This is a genomic window from uncultured Sphingomonas sp. (genome assembly GCF_913774285.1).
GTDB lineage: Bacteria > Pseudomonadota > Alphaproteobacteria > Sphingomonadales > Sphingomonadaceae > Sphingomonas.
This window is the reverse complement of the sequence record NZ_CAJYHX010000035.1, coordinates 1-17,640: the sequence shown is the minus strand read 5'-3', so window position 1 is coordinate 17,640 and position 17,640 is coordinate 1. Positions and strand designations below refer to the sequence as shown.

The following is a 17,640-nucleotide window of genomic DNA, read 5'->3' as shown; positions in this document are numbered from 1 at the left end:
CAGACCGGCAAGTCGGCCGTCGCGATCGACGCCTTCATCAACCAGAAGACGGTCAACGCCGGCACCGACGAGTCGAAGAAGCTCTACTGCATCTACGTCGCCGTGGGTCAGAAGCGCTCGACCGTGGCGCAGCTGGTCAAGACGCTCGAAGAGAATGGCGCGATGGAATATTCCATCGTCGTCGCCGCGACCGCGTCGGAGCCTGCGCCGATGCAGTTCCTCGCGCCCTACACCGGCGCCGCGATGGGCGAATATTTCCGCGACAACGGCATGCACGCGCTGATCGTGTTCGACGATCTGTCGAAGCAGGCGGTCGCCTATCGCCAGATGTCGCTGCTGCTGCGCCGTCCGCCGGGCCGTGAAGCGTACCCCGGTGACGTGTTCTATCTGCACAGCCGCCTGCTCGAGCGCGCCGCGAAGATGTCGGACGCCAACGGTGGCGGCTCGCTCACCGCGCTGCCGATCATCGAAACGCAGGCGGGCGACGTGTCGGCCTACATCCCGACCAACGTGATCTCGATCACCGACGGCCAGATCTTCCTCGAAACCGACCTGTTCTTCGCGGGCATCCGCCCGGCGATCAACGTCGGCCTGTCGGTCAGCCGCGTCGGTTCGGCCGCGCAGACCAAGGCGATGAAGAAGGTGTCGGGCTCGATCAAGCTCGAGCTCGCCCAGTATCGCGAAATGGCCGCGTTCGCGCAGTTCGGTTCGGACCTCGACGCCTCGACCCAGAAGCTGCTTAACCGCGGCGCGCGCCTGACCGAGCTGCTCAAGCAGCCGCAGTTCAGCCCGCTGTCGTTCGAAGAGCAGACCATCTCGATCTTCGCCGGCACCAACGGCTACCTCGACAATGTCGCGGTCAAGGACGTGGTCCGCTTCGAAGCCGCGATGCTCGCGCACTTCCGTTCGCAGCATGCCGAGGTGCTCGCCGAGATCCGCGACACCAAGGCCTTCGAGAACGGTACGCGGGACAAGGTGAAGGGCGTGCTCGACGCCTTCACCAAGACCTTCGCCTAAGGGACTGCCGCCGGATGGCCAACCTCAAGGAACTCAAGGGCCGGATCGCCTCGGTCAAGTCGACCCAGAAGATCACCAAGGCCAAGCAGATGGTCGCGGCGGCGAAGCTGCGGAAGGCGCAAGCCGCCGCAGAAGCCGCGCGCCCCTATGCCCAGCGCCTTGAGGGCGTGGTCGCCAGCCTCGCCAGCAAGGTGGGGGCCAGCGACAATGCGCCGCGTCTCCTCGCCAGCACCGGCAAGGCGGACACGCACCTGCTGCTCGTCGCCAATGGTGACAAGGGCCTGTCGGGCGCGTTCAACGCCAACATCGTCAAGGCGGCGATCCTCAAGGCCCGCACGCTGATCGCCGAGGGCAAGACGGTGAAGTTCTACCTCGTGGGCCGCAAGGGCCGCGCGGTAATCGCCCGTACCTTCCCCGGCATGATCGTCGGCCAGTTCGACACGACCGCCGTTCGCACCCCCGGCTATGACGAGGCCCGGGCGATCGCCAAGGACGTGACCGACCGCTTCTTCGCGGGCGAGTTCGACGTGGCGACCCTGTTCTACTCGCACTTCCGCTCGGCGCTGGCCCAGGTGCCGACCGAGCAGCAGCTGATCCCGGTCTCGGTGCCGGAATCCGCGGTGCCGGCCACGGGTGCCGCGGTCGAGTATGAGCCCGACGAAGAGACGATCCTCGCCGATCTGCTGCCGCGCAACCTGACGGTGCAGATCTTCAAGGCGCTGCTGGAGAACCAGGCCAGCGAGCAGGGCGCATCGATGACCGCGATGGACAACGCCACGCGCAACGCCGGCGACCTGATCAACCGTCTGACGATCCAGTATAACCGTTCCCGCCAGGCCGCGATCACGACCGAGCTGGTGGAAATCATTTCGGGCGCCGAAGCGCTCTAAAAGCTGCACGAAGCAAGGAAAGCAACAATGGCAACCGCCGCTGTAGACACCACCCCGACCACGGGTACCAACAATGTCGGCCGCATCAGCCAGGTGATCGGCGCGGTCGTCGACGTGACGTTCGAGAACAACCTGCCGGCGATCCTTTCGGCGCTGGAGACCCAGAACAACGGCAACCGCCTGGTGCTCGAAGTCGCGCAGCATCTGGGCGAGAACACCGTCCGCACGATCGCGATGGACGCGACCGAGGGCCTGACCCGCGGCCAGACCGTGACCGACACCGGCAACCAGATCCAGGTGCCGGTCGGCCCGGCGACGCTCGGCCGCATCCTCAACGTCGTCGGCGAGCCGATCGACGAGCGTGGTCCGGTCGCAACCGACCTCAAGGCGCCGATCCACGCCAAGGCCCCCGAGTTCATCGAGCAGTCGACCGACAGCGCGATTCTCGTCACCGGCATCAAGGTGATCGACCTGCTCGCGCCCTACGCGAAGGGGGGCAAGATCGGCCTGTTCGGCGGCGCCGGCGTGGGCAAGACCGTGCTCATCCAGGAACTGATCAACAACATCGCGAAGGGCCATGGCGGCACCTCGGTGTTCGCAGGCGTGGGCGAGCGTACCCGTGAGGGCAACGATCTCTACCACGAGTTCCTCGACGCCGGCGTTATCGCCAAGGACGCCGACGGCAACGCCATCACCGAGGGCTCGAAGGTCGCGCTGGTCTATGGCCAGATGAACGAGCCGCCGGGCGCCCGTGCCCGCGTCGCGCTGTCGGGCCTGACGATCGCCGAATATTTCCGCGACGTCGAAGGCCAGGACGTGCTGTTCTTCGTCGACAACATCTTCCGCTTCACCCAGGCGGGCGCGGAAGTGTCGGCACTGCTCGGCCGTATTCCGTCGGCCGTGGGCTATCAGCCGACCCTGTCGACCGACATGGGCGCGCTGCAGGAGCGCATCACCTCCACCACCAAGGGTTCGATCACCTCGGTGCAGGCCGTGTACGTGCCCGCCGACGATCTTACCGACCCGGCGCCGGCAACCTCGTTCGCCCACCTCGACGCGACGACCGTGCTCAACCGCGCCATCTCCGAGCTGGGCATCTACCCGGCGGTGGATCCGCTCGACTCGACCAGCCGCGTGCTCGAGCCGCGCGTCGTCGGCCAGGAGCATTACGAGACGGCACGTGCGGTGCAGGCGATCCTGCAGAAGTACAAGTCGCTGCAGGACATCATCGCGATCCTGGGCATGGACGAGCTTTCCGAAGAGGATAAGCTGACCGTCGCCCGCGCCCGCAAGATCCAGCGCTTCCTCAGCCAGCCGTTCCACGTCGCCGAAGTGTTCACCGGCATTCCGGGCGCCTTCGTGCAGCTGGAAGACACGGTGCGCTCGTTCAAGGCGGTGGTCGACGGCGAGTATGACCATCTGCCGGAAGCGGCCTTCTACATGGTCGGCGGCATCGACGACGCGATCGCCAAGGCCAAGAAGCTCGCCGACGAGGCGTAAGACTGCAAGTTCCCCTCCCGCTTGCGGGAGGGGTTAGGGGAGGGGCTGGAAGGGCTGGCCTCGTCTCCGGAAGATTGTATCAGCCCCTCCCCCGACCCCTCCCGCAAGCGGGAGGGGAGTGAGATGCGAACATGCTGCACTTCGAACTCGTCACCCCGGAACGTCTCGTCCGCTCGGAAGAGGTCCATATGGTCGTCGTCCCCGGCAGCGAGGGCGATTTCGGCGTGCTCGAAGGCCATGCGCCGATCATGTCGACGATCCGCGACGGCAATATCGAGCTCTACAAGCCCGGCGCGACCACGCCCGAGCTGATTCGCGTCGAGGGCGGTTTCGCCGAGGTCAACGAGCGCGGCCTGACCGTGCTGGCCGAACGCGCCGAATAAGCCCGGCACCCAGCCGCTGGCCTGCAACAGCCCCGCACAAGCGGGGCTGTTTGCGTTTGGAGCGCCCCGCATAGTTAGCCAAATCGCAAGGCTTCTCCTTTAGTCCCCGTGCCTTCTGGAGGACTGAAGTTCGATGAGCGCGTTCGGGCGTCGTGGCGGCATTGGGGGCGGGACCGGGGGGCGTCCGGCCTTTGGCGTGGCGCGGCCGATGCAGGGCGGCGGCTTCCAGCGCGCCGAGCCGCTGCCGCTCGGCGGCGAGCAGTTCCCGCCGCTCGATTCGGTGCCCCTGCCCGGCCAGCACGTCGCCGACCCGATGCTCGAGCGCGACCCGCTCGGCCCCAGCGCGGCAAGCGCCGATGCGATGCAGCGGCTCGCCGATCGCCAGGCCGCGCCCGCGGACCAGGGCAGTTCCCGCAACGAAGGCTTCGAAGCCTCGATCCACCGCATCAAGGAACAGGTGCTGCCGCGCCTGCTCGAACGCGTCGACCCCGAAGCCGCGGCGACGCTGAGCAAGGACGAGCTGGCGGAGGAATTCCGCCCGATCATCGGCGAAGTGCTCGCCGAGCTGAAGCTCACCCTCAACCGGCGCGAGCAGTTCGCGCTGGAAAAGGTGCTGGTCGACGAGCTGCTGGGGCTCGGGCCGCTCGAGGAACTGCTCGCAGACGCCGCCGTCACCGACATCATGGTCAACGGCCCCGAGCAGACCTATGTCGAGCGCAAGGGCAAGCTGGAGCTTGCCAACATCCAGTTTCGCGACGAGGAGCATCTGTTCCAGATCGCCCAGCGGATCTGCAACTCGGTCGGCCGCCGGGTCGACCAGACCACCCCGCTCGCCGACGCGCGGCTCAAGGACGGCAGCCGCGTCAACGTGATCGTGCCGCCGCTATCCTTGCGCGGCACGGCCATCTCGATCCGCAAATTCTCCGCCAAGCCGATCACGCTCGACATGATGGCAAAGGGCGGATCGATGTCCGAGAAGATGGCGACGGCGCTCAAGATCGCGGGCGCCAGCCGGTTCAACATCGTCATCTCGGGCGGCACCGGCTCGGGCAAGACGACGATGCTCAACGCGATCTCGAAGATGATCGATCCCGGCGAGCGCGTGCTGACGATCGAGGACGCGGCAGAACTCCGCTTGCAGCAGCCGCACTGGCTTCCGCTGGAGACGCGGCCGGCCAACCTGGAAGGCCAGGGCGAGATCTCGATCCGCGACCTGGTCAAGAACGCGCTGCGCATGCGCCCCGATCGCATCATCCTCGGCGAAATCCGCGGCGCCGAGTGTTTCGACATGCTCGCCGCGATGAACACCGGTCACGACGGATCGATGTGCACCCTCCACTCGAACAGCCCGCGCGAGGCGCTGGCGCGTATGGAGAACATGGTGATGATGTCGGACATCAAGGTGCCCAAGGAAGCGATCAGCCGCCAGATCGCCGATTCGGTGGACCTGATCATCCAGGTGAAGCGCCTGCGCGACGGCAGCCGCCGGGTGACCAACGTCACCGAGGTGATCGGCATGGAAGGCCCGGTGATCGTGACGCAGGAGCTGTTCAAGTTCGAATATCTCGACGAGGGCACCGACGGGAAGATCATCGGCGAATATCGCTCGATGGGCCTGCGCCCCTACACGCTCGACAAGGCCAAGCAGTTCGGCTTCGACCAGGCGCTGCTGGAGGCGTGCCTCTGAAAATCCCCCTCCCGCTTGCGGGAGGGGCTAGGGGAGGGTGAGAGAGGCGAGCGGGCGACGCACGTGTTTTCAGCGCCTACGCCGCAGCCCCGCTTCTGCAACCGAGCGCTCGGCTTCCCGCACACACCCTCCCCCAGCCCCTCCCGCAAGCGGGAGGGGAGTTATGCGTGCAATGCGACGCTGACCAGCACCAGCGCGGCGAACAGCCCGGCCATCTGGATCGCCATCCACGGCACCCAGCCGACCCGTTCCAGATTCCGCCGCTTGCGTCGGCGATGCTCGGCCACCCCGGCCATGATCGCGACCAGCAGCGCAACCGCGGCGCCGATCCAGAATTCTAGTTGCATCGTCATCCCGTTGCGTCACAGTCGCGCACCGATAGCAGGGAGCCATCGCTTATGCGCCATCGTCTTGTCGCCGCCGCCGTCGTCACCACCCTCGCCGCCGTCGCCAGCGTTGCTGCGCAGCAACCCGCCGCGTTGCGCCAGGCGCTCGACGCCGCGGTTGCGGCCCCCAGCCGCACGCCCGCCAATACCGCGCGCGACAAGTATCGCCACCCCGCCGACACGCTCGCCTTTTTCGGCGTGAAGCCCGGCGACACGGTGGTCGAGATCTGGCCGAGCGGCGGCTGGTATACGGAGATCCTTGCCCCGCTCACCAAGGGCAAGGGCACGCTCTACGCCGCGGTACCGAGCGGCAACGCCAAGGGCATCGAGGCGCTGAAGGCCAAGGACGCCGCGCTTTACGGCCCGATTCGCGTCGTCAGCTTCCCCGCCGCTGCGGGCCAGGCCAAGGTGCCGGACGGCACCGCCGACGTGGTGCTGACCTTCCGCAACGTCCACAACTGGCGGATGGGCGGCCAGGACGGGAAGGACTATTCGCCCGAGGCGTTCAAGCAGATGTACGCGATGCTCAAGAAGGGCGGCACGCTCGGCATCGAGGACCATCGCCTGCCCGAAAGCGCCAGCGACGAACGCGAGACCAAGAGCGGCTATATCAAGGTCTCGACCGTGCGCCGGCTCGCCGAGGCGGCCGGCTTCAAGTTCGTCGGTGCATCGGAAGTCAACGCCAACAAGGCCGACTCCGCCGACTGGCCGAACGGCGTGTGGACGCTGCCGCCCACCTATGCGCTGAAGGACCAGGACCGCGCCAAATATGCCGCGATCGGCGAGAGCGACCGCATGACGCTCAAGTTCCGCAAGCCGTAAGCGGGAAAAGGGAAGCCGTTTCATCCCCCCCCAGGGGGAGGTGGCGCGCGAAGCGCGACGGAGGGGGAGGATGCCAGAACCTCGCGACCGTCGTGCTTCCTCCCCCTCCGACCCGCTAAAGCGGGCCACCTCCCCCTGGCGGGGGAGGAAACGGGGTCACCACACAGCCTCGGGCACGTTACTTCCCCAGCTTCTCGATCTTTTCCTGCAGCCGGGCCAGTTCGGCCTTGAGCGACGACACGTCGCCGTCGCTGCTGGCTTCGGGAGCGGCGGGCGCCGCAGCAGGCGCAGCACCCGGCGTCGGGTTCGCGGCACCGCCCGGCTGGAAGGCGCTGGCCGCTGCCTCGAACATCGCCATGTTGCGCTTGGCGATCTCGGCGAAGGGCGAGTTGGCGAAGGCGCCCTCGACCGCCGACTTGAACTGTTCCTGGTTGCGACGGAAGCTGTCCATCGACGCTTCCAGATAGCCCGGCACCATAGCCTGCATCGAATCGCCGTACAGCGAGATCAGCTGGCGCAGGAAATTGACCGGCAGCATCGTCTGGCCGCGGGCTTCCTCTTCCATGATGATCTGGGTGAGGACGTTATGGGTGATGTCCTCCTCGGTCTTGGCGTCGACGACCTTGAAGTCGCGGCCTTCGCGCGTCATCGCTGCGAGATGCTCGAGCGTGATGTAGGACGAGGTCTCGGTATTGTAGAGTCGGCGGTTCGCGTACTTCTTGATGATGACCGGACCGCTTCCAGGTGCAGCTTTCTTCATGGGGAACCCCGCGCGTGACAGATGCGCACCTAACTACAGTTTCTGACGCGCCGCAACACGGACCGCGCCCTTTGCCGCTTTTTCTTGCATTGCTGCGCAACGAAACGGCAGCATCGCCCGAAAGACGGGCAGCCGCGCTGGCGGGCCTGGCCGCCTATCAACGCGCGCCACGCCCGGCGCCGCGCCCTGAAAAGCCGATCGTCGCCCGTGCCGGCCGCGCCGTGCTGCGCGACTATGGCGGGCATGGCCGGCCGGTGGTGTTCGTACCCTCGCTGATCAACCCGCCGGTGGTGCTCGATCTCGCCCGCGGCAATTCGCTGCTGCGCTGGCTGTCGCGCCAGGGCGTGCGGCCGCTGCTGGTCGACTGGGGGAGCCCGGCGCCCGACGAGGCGCTGCTCGACGTCAACGGCCATGTCGAGCGCCTGCTGCTCCCCTTGCTGCGCCAGCTGCGGCGCCCGCCGGTGATGGCGGGATATTGCCTGGGCGGCACCATGGCGATTGCTGCAGCGCAGGCGATCGAGACCGCCGGCCTCGTCACCATCGCCGCCCCCTGGCACTTCTCCGGCTATGGTGGCGCGCTGGAGCGGTTCGCGGCACTGTGGGATTCGGCCTATCCCACCTGTGAGCGGCTGGGTTTGGTGCCCATGGAAGTGCTGCAGGCGGGCTTCTGGCAGCTCGACCCCCGCCGCACGATCCTGAAGTACGAGCGCTTCGGCCGGTTGCGGCCGAGGGACCCGGAGGCGCGCGCCTTCATCGTGCTGGAGGACTGGGCCAATGCCGGGGCACCGCTCAGCTTCGGCGCCGGGCGCCAGCTGTTCGACGATTTCCTCTCTGCCGATCTGCCCGGCCGCGGCCGCTGGCAGGTGGCCGGCATCACCGCCCACCCCGATATGCTCGACATGCCTGCGCTGTCGCTCATTTCCACCACCGATCGCATCGTCCCCGCTGCCAGCGCCGCGCGGCTGGGCGAGGTGCGCGAGATGACGCTGGGGCATGTCGGCATGATCGTCGGCGGCCGAGCGCGAAAGGCGGTGTGGGAGCCGCTTGCTCACTGGTTAACTGCACTTCCCCGCACTAGATAGCGACCAAACACACCCCAGGAGACCAGCATGACCGACGTCGTGATCACTGCCGCCAAGCGTACCCCGGTGGGCAGCTTTCTCGGTGCCTTCGCCGCCACCCCCGCGCACGAGCTTGGCCGCGTCGCGATCGAGGCAGCCCTCGCCGAAGCCGGCGTGAAGGGCGAGGAAGTCTCCGAAGTCATTCTCGGCCAGGTGCTCACCGCCGCGCAGGGGCAGAACCCCGCGCGCCAGGCATCGATGCATGCCGGCGTGCCCAAGGAAGTGCCGGCATGGAGCGTGCAGCAGGTCTGCGGCTCGGGCCTGCGCGCGGTGGCGCTCGGCTTCCAGTCGATCCGCAACGGCGACGCCTCGATCATCGTCGCGGGCGGACAAGAGTCGATGTCGATGAGCACCCATGCCCAGTCGCTGCGCCCGGGCACCAAGATGGGTGACCTGAGCCTGGTCGACACGATGATCAAGGACGGCCTGACCGACGTGTTCAACGGCTATCACATGGGCATCACCGCCGAGAATCTCGCCGAGCAATACCAGGTGACCCGCGGCGAGCAGGACGAATTCGCGGTGCGCTCGCAGAACCTCGCCGAGAAGGCGCGCGCCGACGGCCGCTTCAAGGACGAGATCGCGCCGGTGACGGTGAAGACACGCAAGGGCGAGACGATCGTCGCCGACGATGAATATATCCGCGCCGGTGCGACGGTGGACAGCGTCGCCGGCCTGCGCCCGGCCTTCAAGAAGGACGGCACCGTCACCGCCGCCAACGCCTCGGGCCTCAACGACGGCGCAGCGGCGCTGGTGCTGATGAGCCGCGAGGAAGCCGAGAAGCGCGGCGCCCCGATCCTCGCCACGATCAAGAGCTGGGCGAGCACCGGCGTCGATCCGTCGATCATGGGCATCGGCCCGGTCACGGCGAGTCGCAAGGCGCTGGAAAAGGCCGGCTGGACGATCGGCGACCTCGACCTGATCGAAGCGAACGAAGCCTTTGCCGCGCAGGCGCTGTCGGTGGGCAAGGAGCTCGGCTGGGATGCCGACAAGGTGAACGTCAACGGCGGCGCGATCGCCATCGGCCACCCGATCGGCGCCTCGGGCGCGCGCATCCTCACCACGCTGCTCCACGAGATGAACAAGCGCGACGCCAAGAAGGGTCTCGCCACGCTCTGCATCGGCGGCGGCATGGGCATCGCGATGTGCGTCGAGCGCGACTGAGGTCGCACGTCGTTTCTGCAAGGGAGGGCCGGGGAGCAATCCCCGGCCCTTTCTCCTTGGATACTAGGCCCAGATGCGATCGAAGCGCGCGCCTAGCCCGGTGAGCAGCTCGTACTGCGACAGCCCGCTCAGTGCCGCGGTCCCGGGCAGGGCATAGTCCATCGCGACCCAGTCGCCCTCGGTCAGATCGGGCGCCGTGTCGACGCAGATGGCGGTAAGGTCCATCGAGACGCGGCCGACCACCGGCAGCACCGCATCCCCGGCATGCGCCGTGCCCTTGCTGGAGAAGCAGCGCAGATAGCCATCGGCATAGCCGAGGTTCAGGATCGCCACCTCCATGTCCTGCGGCGCGGTATAGGTGGCGTTATAGCCGATCGTCTCGCCCGCGCGGACCAGGCGGCGCTGGAGGATCTGCGCCTCGGGCGTGACCACCTGGGCGATGCCGGCATGCGCCTCGCGCTGGCGGCCGCCATAGAGCGCGATGCCGGGGCGGGTCAGGTCGAAATGATAGTCCGGCCCCAGCGCGATCCCGGAGCTGTTCGCGAGGCTCATCCGGCGGGCTGACGTCCGCCCGGCGAGCGCAGCGAACGCGTCGCGCTGGCGGGCGTTGAGCGGCACGTCCTCGTCGGCGGAGACGAGGTGGCTCATCAGCGTGTCGATCGCCAGCCCGTCGAGCAGCCCGTCCGCCACCTGCTGCGGCGACACGCCCAGCCGGTTCATGCCGGTATCGACCATCACGTCGCACGCGCCCCCGCCCGCATCGCGCCAGCGCCGCACCTGTTCGGCGCTCGCCAGCACTGGCCGGGCATTCGCCGGACGGTCGGCCAGGTCCTCGGCGCGCACGCCGTGCAGCACCGAGACCGGCATGCCCAGATCGGCGATCTCGCGCGCCTCGCCCCAGGTGGCGACGAAGAAATCCCGGCAGCCTGCCGCCGCCAGCCGCGTGACCACGCCGCGAGCACCCAGACCGTAGCCGTTCGCCTTCACCGCCGCGCCGCACGTCGCCGTACCGCTACAGCGCGCGAGCAGCGTCCAGTTGGCGACAAGAGCGGCGGCGTCGAGGCGGAGGCGCAGGGGGGAGTCGGTCATCCCCCGTCGGTTAGCGCCGCGGCGTGCGAAGCGCCACCGTCTCGCGCAGCCCGAACGCCGTCACCACCAGCGCCATCGCCACCACCGCGAAGGTGTACCACAGCCCGGCATAGGGGTTGCCGGTGCGCGCGACGATGTAATGGCTGATGAAGGGCAGGAAGCCGCCGAAATAGCCGGTACCGATATGATAGGGGATCGACATCGACGAATAGCGGATCCGGCTGGGGAACATCTCGCTGAGCAATGCCGCGACCGGGCCATAGGTGGCGCCGCACAGCGCCATCAGCACGGTCATCGCCACCAGGATCATCGCGATATCGATCGATTCGGGGACGATGCGATCAAAGCGATAGCCGGCATCCTCGAGCGCAGCCGTCACCGCCTTGGGATCGTTGTTCTCCACCACTTGCCCGCCGATGGTGACAACCACGGTCGGCGCCTTGGCGGTCTTGTAGCTGACGCCCAGGTGCGAAAGGTGGTCGAGCATCCGCCAGCAGTCGTCAGCCTGGGTGGTGGCGAAGGGATCATAGGCGCAATGCGGCCCGGCGACGACCACCGGCTCCCGCCGCGACGCCTTGGCGAGGCCGGGGTTCGCCGCACTGCCGATCACGTAGAAACAAGGAAAGAGCAGCACCAGCGTCAGCGCATAGCCGATCACGATCGGCGGCTTGCGCCCGACGCGGTCCGACAGCTTGCCGAAATAGAGGAAGAAGCCGACGCCGATCACCGCGCCCGCGCCGGTGATCAGCTGCGCCGCGGTCTGGTCGAGCCGCATCGGGCCGGAGAGGAAGGCGAGCACCGAGAACATCGCGGTGTACCACACCACGGTCAGCCCGCCGGCGATGCCGAACAGCGCGACGAGCAGGCGCTTCTTGTTGCCCGGATAGGTGAAGCTCTCGACGAATGGGTTGCGCGCGGTTTCGCCCGCTTCCTTCATCGCCTCGAACACCGGGCTTTCGGAGAGGCGAACGCGCATCCATACCGAGATGGCGAGCAGCACCAGCGAGAAGAGGAAGGGCAGCCGCCAGCCCCAGCTTTCCCACACGCCCGCCGCCGCGAAGCGGAACAGCAGCACCACCGCGAGGCTGAGGATGAAACCGCCGACCACGCTCGCCTGGATGAAGCTGGTATGGAAGCCCGCCCGGCCCTCGGGCGAATGTTCGGCGACGAAGATCGCCGCACCACCATATTCGCCGCCCAGTGCCAGCCCTTGCGCCACGCGCAGCACCAGGATGACGATCGGCGCGGTGGCGCCGATCTCGCGATAGCCGGGGATCAGGCCGATGCCGGCGGTGGCGAGTCCCATCACCGTGATGGTGACGAGGAAGGTGTATTTGCGCCCCATCTTGTCGCCGAGATAGCCGAACACCACCGCACCGAGCGGCCGGAAGCCGAATCCGATCGCGAAGGTTGCCCAGGAGAGCAGGGTCGCGAGATTTTCGTTGCCCGACGGGAAGAAGGTGCGACCGAGAATGCCGGTGGCGGTCAGCGTGCCCCAGATGAAGAAGTCATACCATTCGAAGACGGTGCCAAGCGACGACGCGCCGATCACCCTCCGCATTTCGCGCGCGCTGGGCGCGCAAGGCTTCTCCGTCATCCGTCCCTCCCCGTGCACGACCGCTTCTACAGAAATTGGCGCAGGCGTCGAGCGGATGGGCGTGAGGTCAGGCGCGGCGGCCCAGCGTCTTGAACATCAGCGTAATCCGCGCGGCATCCGGCGCCACGGCGTAGATCGGCCGCGCCGCGTGGGGGATGGTGCCGGGGAAGATCACCAGCCGATCGGGCTTGGGCACCACGGCCTTCACCACCTCGCTGCCGCTGCGGTTGAAGAACAAGGTTTCTCCGCCCTGGTCGGCGTTCCAGTCGGCCTGGGGATAGTAGATCGCGGTGAGGTGGTCCTTGCAGTCCGAGTCGAGATGCACGCCACCACCTACGCCGGCCGGCATCCGGTTGGCATAGCAGCGCGACAGGCGCTGTGCGCGGAGCGGCTTGCGCAGCAGATCCTCCCAAACCTCGGCGATCAGCGGCGCGGCGGCCTGCAGCTCGTTGCCGATCGCATGGGGGTCGCGATCCTCCTGCGCGCTCTTCTGATAGCCGGCAAAATGCTTGTAGAAATAGCGCGGCGCATCGGGCGCGCCCGAGGAATAGGCGCCGTGCGCCCAGCCCGGCTGGTCGAGATAGTCCCAGACGCGCTGGCGGCGTTCGTCGCCGAGGAAATTGTCGAGTACGCGAATGTCGTTCAACGGGCCGGTCCTTGCGCCACGCCCGGCAGGGCCGCTTCGGACTAGCGGAACAAGGTTAACGGCCGGTTAGAGGACCAGATTCGCCTTGAGGAAATCGACGAAGGAGCGCACCCGCAGCGCCAGCCGGTCATGGCCGACGAACAGCGCATGGATGTCCTCGCCGTCGCCGGGATTCAACGCGGCGAGCAGCTCGACCAGTCGCCCGGCGGCCAAATCGGCGGCGACATGGAAGCGGCCCATCCGCGCGATGCCGCCGCCCGCCAGCGCCATCAGCCGCACCGCCTCGCCCGAATTGGCGAGGAACGGCCCGTCCATCGTCCGCTGCACCACGGCCCCGTCGACGCGGAACGGCCAGCTGTCGATCGAGCGGCGGAAGTTGAAGCGGAGGCAGGTATGACGATCCAGGTCGTTCGGATGCCGGGGCGTGCCACAGCGCGCGAGATAGTCGGGGCTGGCGACCACCACCATCGTGCTGCGCCCGAGCTTGGCGGCCTTGATGCCGGTGTCGCGCAGCGGCCCCACGCGGATCGCGACATCGGCGCGCTCCTCGACCAGCTCGACCAAGGCGTCGGACAAGGTGAGGTCCACCGTCACCCCCGGATGGGCGCGCAGATAGACGGGCAGGATCGGGATCAGGAACTGCATGCCGAGCGGCACCGAGGCGTTGACCCGCAAGGGTCCGCGCGGGACCTGGTCACGCTCGAAGCTGTGCTCGATCGCGTCGATCTCGGCCACCAGACCGGCGACGCGGGCATGATAGGCCTGCCCCTCCGGCGTCAGCGCCAGCGCGCGAGTGGTGCGCGTGGCGAGCTGGACGCCGAGCCGCGCTTCGAGCCGGGCCATGCCGCGGCTGACCGCGGAGGGGGTGATGCGCAGCGCCTTGGCGGCACCCGCCAGGCTGCCCTCGGCCGCCACCGCCAGGAACATCTCCATCTCGCCGAGCCGATTGTCCATCCGTGATTCCAATGCACTTCTGTGATGCTGCACGGCAATCTAATCAGCAATGCATCCCGCGCCTATCTTCCGTTCCGACATTGGAAGGAGATACCCCCATGGACCTGCACCTCACCGGCAAGACCGCCATCGTCACCGGCTCCACCGCCGGCATCGGCCTCGCCATCGCCGAACGGCTCGCCCAGGAAGGCGTGGCGGTGACGATCACCGGCCGCAGCCAGGCCAAGCTCGACGAAGCCGCCGCACGGATCGCCAAGCTCGGCAGCGTGAACCCCGTCCTCGCCGATCCAGCCACGGCGGAAGGCGCCGCGACGCTGATCGCTGCGGTTCCCGACACCGACATCCTCGTCAACAATCTCGGCATCTACGAGGCCAAGCCGTTCACCGAGATCAGCGACGCAGACTGGCACCATCTGTTCGAGGTCAACGTCGTCAGCGGCGCGCGGCTGGCGCGGCACTATTTCCCGCGCATGCTGTCGCGGAACTGGGGCCGGGTGCTGTTCATCGCCAGCGAGAGCGCGCTGGTGATCCCCAGCGAGATGATCCACTACGGCATGACCAAGACCGCACAGCTCGCGATTGCGCGCGGGCTCGCGGAGCAGACCCGCGGTACCGGGGTGACCGTCAATTCGGTGCTGCCGGGGCCGACGCGTTCGGAAGGCATCGTCGAGTTCATCCGGTCGGTGGTCGACAACAAGGATGCGCCCGAGGCCGAGCGCGAGGCCGAGTTCTTCGCCAAGCTGCGCCCGCTGTCGCTGATCCGCCGCCTGATCGAGGCCGAGGAGATCGCCGCGCAGGTCGCGCTGCTCGCCAGCCCGCTGGGTGCGATCACCAATGGCACGGCGATCCGGGTGGAAGGCGGAATCGTGCCGACGATCGCGTGAGGCAAGATCCTTCTTGTCCCCCTCCCGCTTGCGGGAGGGGTTAGGGGAGGGTGTGTAAGGGAAGCGGGCGACCGTTATAAGAAGCGGGTCTGCACCGCATCTGCACCACATTCCCGTTGTGTGCGCTCGCCTGACTCACCCTCCCCTAGGCGGGAGCGGTATAAAGGTCGGTATCAGCCCCCCAGCCCTTCGAGCGCCTCGCTGGCTTCCATCCAGGTCAGCTCGGCCGTCTCGATCTTCGCGCTCACTTCCGCGCGGCGCTTCATCAGGTCGGTCATGGTCAGCTTGGTGAGCGCGGCATCGGCATTGGCCGGATCGAACATCGCCTTTTCCAGCGCCGAAAGCTGCGCCTGCAGCCGGGCGAGCTCGGTCTCGGCTGCCTTGGCCGCCTTGCGCAGCGCGGTACCCTTCTCGCGCGCCTCGGCCGCCGCGCGACGGGCTTCCTTGCGATCGGCCTTGGACGCACCGCCCTTGCCGCCGCCGCTCGAATCCTTCGACAGCACGAAGGCGATATAGTCGTCCAGGCTGCCGTCGAATTCCTTCGCGGTGCCCTGATCGACCAGCACCAGCCGGTCCGCGGTCATCTCGAGCATGTGGCGATCGTGGCTGACCACGACGACCGTGCCCGAATAGCCGTTGAGGGCCTGGATCAGCGCCTCGCGCGCATCGACGTCGAGGTGGTTGGTCGGCTCGTCGAGGATCAGCAAATGCGGCGCGTCGCGGGTGATCAGCGCCAGCGCGAGGCGCGCGCGCTCGCCGCCCGAAAGCTTGCCGACCTTGGTCGTCGCCTTGTCGCCCGAAAAGCCGAAGCGGCCGAGCTGCGCGCGCACCGCGCCGGGGCTCGCACCCGCCATGTTGCGCGTCATGTGCTGCAGCGGCGTGTCGTCGCGGTCGAGCTCCTCCACCTGATACTGGGTGAAGTACCCCACCTTCATCTTGCCGCTCGAATTGATCGCGCCGTCCATCGGCGTCAGTTGCGCGGCGAGCAGCCGGGCGAGCGTGGTCTTGCCGTTGCCGTTGCGGCCGAGCAGCGCGATGCGATCGTCGGGATCGATGCGCAGGTTGAGCCGCTGGAGGATTGGTTTGTCGCCATAGCCGACGCTGGCCATGTCGAGCGTGATCAGCGGCGGACGCAGCTCGTCCGGATTGGGGAAGTCGAAGCTAAGCGAGGGATCGTCGACCAGCTCGGCGATCGGCTGCATCCTGGCCAGCGCTTTTTGCCGGCTCTGCGCCTGCTTGGCGGTGGAGGCGCGCGCCGAGTTGCGGGCGATGTAATCCTGCAGCTTCTCGCGCTCGGCCTGCTGCTTGGCGCGTGCGGCGGCGAGCTGCGCCTGGCGCTCGGCACGCTGGCGCTCGAACGCGTCATAGCCGCCCGGATAGAGCGTCAGCTTGCCCCGCTCCAGGTGCAGGATGTGATCGACGACATTGTTGAGGAAGTCGCGCTCGTGGCTGACCAGCACGATCGTCGCCGGGTAGGACTTCAGGAAGTCCTCCAGCCACAGCACCGCTTCGAGGTCGAGGTGGTTCGAGGGCTCGTCGAGCAGCAGCAGGTCGGGCTGCGAGAAGAGCAGGCTGGCCAGCGCCACGCGCATCCGCCAGCCGCCCGAGAAGCTCTCCAGCTCGCGATGCTGCATCTCTTCGTCGAAGCCGAGGCCGACCAGGATGCGCGCCGCGCGCGAGGGCGCGGCATGCGCGTCGATCGCGATCAGCCGCTCGTGGATCTCGCCGATGCGATCGGGATCGTGGCTGGTCTCGCTCTCCTCGAGCAGCGCGGCGCGCTCCAGATCGGCGGCGAGCACCGTCTCGAACGGCGTCGCGGTGCCGCCCGGGGCTTCCTGCGCGATATAGCCGAGCTTGGCGCCGCGCGGCATGTCGACGCTGCCGCCATCGGGTTCGAGCTGGCTGGCGATCACCTTCACCAGCGTCGACTTGCCGGCGCCGTTGCGGCCGATCAGGCCGATGCGCCCGCGCGGCGGCAGCTTGGCGGTGGCGCCGTCGATGATCGTGCGGCCACCCAGGCGCACCGTGATGTCGGTCAGATTGAGCATGATTGGGCCCCGCCTAGCCGATGCCGCGCCGAAGGGCCAGCCATGCGAAGGCGCCGCTAGCGATCGATGCGAAGGTTTTTCTTCACCGTGTAACTGCCTAGCTCGCCTGCGAAAATGCGTTTCCGACCGTGGAATAGTCGGGCCGGTCGCGAGAAAGCTGCAAGATCGCGCGAATTTTTTGCCCGCGAAACAGGGCCTTCCTCCGGTGTTTTGCCTATAATTTCCATGTTGCGGTTGGATCCAAGACCGCAGGTGCGGACCATGAAGCCCGCGCTAAGAAATCTTACCGGGGAATAAATGGAAATAGAGCTGCAAGTCGCATCCTCTGCCATCATGCGCGATGCTGCCGATCTTCGTCAGCAATGCATCGATGCACTGGCAGAAGAAGGCACAATCAACATTGATATCGCAGGCGTAACGGACGCTGATCTTAGCTTCGTCCAGATCCTCTGTGCGCTGCGCACCGCCGGTGCGGAGGCCGGTCGCGCGGTTCGCCTGCGCAGCCCCGCGCCTGCGCCGGTGGCCGCGCTGCTCGAGCGTGCCGGCTTTCTCGCCGCGGCCAGCCCCCAAGATCTCGACTTCTGGTTTCACGGAGAACGTGCCCAATGACCGCCTCGATCCTCACCGTCGATGATTCGCCCAGCCTGCGCATGGCGATCAAGATCGCGCTGACCGGCGCGGGCTACAGCGTC

General features: G+C 67.4%; 17 protein-coding genes and 1 pseudogene. 11 read left to right on the top strand and 7 right to left on the bottom strand.

Annotation, left to right across the window (positions count from 1 at the left end; genetic code table 11):
- From atpA to QZ670_RS19625, 5 genes are all read left to right on the top strand, one after another.
- On the top strand, positions 1–1,017 hold a 1,017-nt coding region (atpA, locus tag QZ670_RS19645), incomplete at its 5' end, for a F0F1 ATP synthase subunit alpha (RefSeq protein WP_294258873.1).
- A gap of 14 nt (positions 1,018–1,031) precedes the next feature.
- Positions 1,032–1,907, top strand: a complete 876-nt coding sequence (locus QZ670_RS19640) for a F0F1 ATP synthase subunit gamma (protein WP_294258870.1) — start codon at positions 1,032–1,034, stop codon at positions 1,905–1,907.
- Between the two features lie 27 nt (positions 1,908–1,934).
- Positions 1,935–3,407 carry a F0F1 ATP synthase subunit beta gene (gene atpD / locus QZ670_RS19635; protein ID WP_084584114.1) on the top strand — a complete coding sequence of 491 codons (1,473 nt, stop codon included), beginning with the start codon at positions 1,935–1,937 and terminating at the stop codon, positions 3,405–3,407.
- 131 nt (positions 3,408–3,538) lie between these two features.
- The gene (locus tag QZ670_RS19630; protein WP_121072229.1) at positions 3,539–3,790 is read left to right on the top strand and encodes an ATP synthase F1 subunit epsilon; all 252 of its coding nucleotides are present in this window, start codon (positions 3,539–3,541) and stop codon (positions 3,788–3,790) included.
- Positions 3,791–3,923: 133 nt separating this feature from the next.
- Positions 3,924–5,477, top strand: coding sequence for a CpaF family protein (locus QZ670_RS19625; protein WP_294258862.1), 1,554 nt, complete (start codon positions 3,924–3,926; stop codon positions 5,475–5,477).
- Between the two features lie 161 nt (positions 5,478–5,638).
- Here the strand turns inward: QZ670_RS19625 and QZ670_RS19620 are convergent, their stop codons facing one another.
- Positions 5,639–5,830 (bottom strand): hypothetical protein, encoded by a 192-nt coding sequence (locus QZ670_RS19620; protein WP_294258859.1) that lies wholly within the window; start codon positions 5,828–5,830, stop codon positions 5,639–5,641.
- Between the two features lie 45 nt (positions 5,831–5,875).
- On the opposite strand from QZ670_RS19620, the gene QZ670_RS19615 reads away from it, so the two are divergent.
- Positions 5,876–6,685 (top strand): methyltransferase, encoded by an 810-nt coding sequence (locus tag QZ670_RS19615; RefSeq protein ID WP_294258857.1) that lies wholly within the window; start codon positions 5,876–5,878, stop codon positions 6,683–6,685.
- A gap of 178 nt (positions 6,686–6,863) precedes the next feature.
- On the opposite strand, the gene phaR is transcribed toward QZ670_RS19615, so the two are convergent.
- Entirely contained in the window at positions 6,864–7,445 is a 582-nt protein-coding gene (phaR, locus tag QZ670_RS19610; protein ID WP_125977479.1) for a polyhydroxyalkanoate synthesis repressor PhaR, read from the bottom strand.
- 71 nt (positions 7,446–7,516) lie between these two features.
- On the opposite strand from phaR, the gene QZ670_RS19605 reads away from it, so the two are divergent.
- The gene (locus tag QZ670_RS19605; RefSeq protein WP_294258852.1) at positions 7,517–8,527 is read left to right on the top strand and encodes an alpha/beta fold hydrolase; all 1,011 of its coding nucleotides are present in this window, start codon (positions 7,517–7,519) and stop codon (positions 8,525–8,527) included.
- Between the two features lie 27 nt (positions 8,528–8,554).
- Complete coding sequence (locus tag QZ670_RS19600; protein WP_294258849.1) at positions 8,555–9,730, top strand: acetyl-CoA C-acetyltransferase; 1,176 nt, start codon at positions 8,555–8,557, stop codon at positions 9,728–9,730.
- Positions 9,731–9,793: 63 nt separating this feature from the next.
- Here QZ670_RS19600 and QZ670_RS19595 read toward each other — a convergent pair whose 3' ends face one another.
- The 4 genes from QZ670_RS19595 to QZ670_RS19580 form a co-directional block, all read right to left on the bottom strand.
- Positions 9,794–10,819 carry an alanine racemase gene (locus QZ670_RS19595; protein WP_294258847.1) on the bottom strand — a complete coding sequence of 342 codons (1,026 nt, stop codon included), beginning with the start codon at positions 10,817–10,819 and terminating at the stop codon, positions 9,794–9,796.
- A 10-nt stretch (positions 10,820–10,829) separates the two neighbouring features.
- Positions 10,830–12,416 (bottom strand): MFS transporter, encoded by a 1,587-nt coding sequence (locus tag QZ670_RS19590; protein WP_294258843.1) that lies wholly within the window; start codon positions 12,414–12,416, stop codon positions 10,830–10,832.
- 67 nt (positions 12,417–12,483) lie between these two features.
- Positions 12,484–13,062, bottom strand: coding sequence for a 2OG-Fe(II) oxygenase (locus tag QZ670_RS19585; RefSeq protein ID WP_294258840.1), 579 nt, complete (start codon positions 13,060–13,062; stop codon positions 12,484–12,486).
- Between the two features lie 66 nt (positions 13,063–13,128).
- A complete protein-coding gene (locus QZ670_RS19580; protein WP_294258837.1) occupies positions 13,129–14,016 on the bottom strand; it encodes a LysR family transcriptional regulator in 888 nt (295 codons plus the stop codon).
- 98 nt (positions 14,017–14,114) lie between these two features.
- Between QZ670_RS19580 and QZ670_RS19575 the strand changes: the two genes are divergently transcribed.
- The gene (locus QZ670_RS19575) at positions 14,115–14,900 is read left to right on the top strand and encodes an SDR family oxidoreductase (RefSeq protein WP_294258834.1); all 786 of its coding nucleotides are present in this window, start codon (positions 14,115–14,117) and stop codon (positions 14,898–14,900) included.
- A gap of 173 nt (positions 14,901–15,073) precedes the next feature.
- On the opposite strand, the gene QZ670_RS19570 is transcribed toward QZ670_RS19575, so the two are convergent.
- Positions 15,074–16,948, bottom strand: coding sequence for an ABC-F family ATP-binding cassette domain-containing protein (locus QZ670_RS19570; protein WP_294258831.1), 1,875 nt, complete (start codon positions 16,946–16,948; stop codon positions 15,074–15,076).
- Positions 16,949–17,245: 297 nt separating this feature from the next.
- Here QZ670_RS19570 and QZ670_RS19565 point away from each other — a divergent pair, with 297 nt between their 5' ends.
- On the top strand, positions 17,246–17,557 hold the full coding sequence (locus QZ670_RS19565; protein WP_294258829.1) for an STAS domain-containing protein: 312 nt from the start codon (positions 17,246–17,248) through the stop codon (positions 17,555–17,557).
- Positions 17,554–17,640: pseudogene (locus QZ670_RS19560) on the top strand (response regulator); the annotation flags it as partial. The gene QZ670_RS19565 and the pseudogene QZ670_RS19560, both read left to right, overlap by 4 nt.

Excerpts from the sequence above, each read along its gene's own strand:
- QZ670_RS19640 (WP_294258870.1), top strand. The coding sequence starts at position 1,032 with ATGGCCAACCTCAAGGAACTCAAGGGCCGGATCGCCTCGGTCAAGTCG.
- atpD (WP_084584114.1), top strand. The coding sequence starts at position 1,935 with ATGGCAACCGCCGCTGTAGACACCACCCCGACCACGGGTACCAACAAT.
- QZ670_RS19630 (WP_121072229.1), top strand. The coding sequence starts at position 3,539 with ATGCTGCACTTCGAACTCGTCACCCCGGAACGTCTCGTCCGCTCGGAA.
- QZ670_RS19625 (WP_294258862.1), top strand. The coding sequence starts at position 3,924 with ATGAGCGCGTTCGGGCGTCGTGGCGGCATTGGGGGCGGGACCGGGGGG.
- QZ670_RS19620 (WP_294258859.1), bottom strand. The coding sequence starts at position 5,830 with ATGACGATGCAACTAGAATTCTGGATCGGCGCCGCGGTTGCGCTGCTG.
- QZ670_RS19615 (WP_294258857.1), top strand. The coding sequence starts at position 5,876 with ATGCGCCATCGTCTTGTCGCCGCCGCCGTCGTCACCACCCTCGCCGCC.
- phaR (WP_125977479.1), bottom strand. The coding sequence starts at position 7,445 with ATGAAGAAAGCTGCACCTGGAAGCGGTCCGGTCATCATCAAGAAGTAC.
- QZ670_RS19600 (WP_294258849.1), top strand. The coding sequence starts at position 8,555 with ATGACCGACGTCGTGATCACTGCCGCCAAGCGTACCCCGGTGGGCAGC.
- QZ670_RS19595 (WP_294258847.1), bottom strand. The coding sequence starts at position 10,819 with ATGACCGACTCCCCCCTGCGCCTCCGCCTCGACGCCGCCGCTCTTGTC.
- QZ670_RS19590 (WP_294258843.1), bottom strand. The coding sequence starts at position 12,416 with ATGACGGAGAAGCCTTGCGCGCCCAGCGCGCGCGAAATGCGGAGGGTG.
- QZ670_RS19580 (WP_294258837.1), bottom strand. The coding sequence starts at position 14,016 with ATGGACAATCGGCTCGGCGAGATGGAGATGTTCCTGGCGGTGGCGGCC.
- QZ670_RS19575 (WP_294258834.1), top strand. The coding sequence starts at position 14,115 with ATGGACCTGCACCTCACCGGCAAGACCGCCATCGTCACCGGCTCCACC.
- QZ670_RS19570 (WP_294258831.1), bottom strand. The coding sequence starts at position 16,948 with ATGCTCAATCTGACCGACATCACGGTGCGCCTGGGTGGCCGCACGATC.
- QZ670_RS19565 (WP_294258829.1), top strand. The coding sequence starts at position 17,246 with ATGGAAATAGAGCTGCAAGTCGCATCCTCTGCCATCATGCGCGATGCT.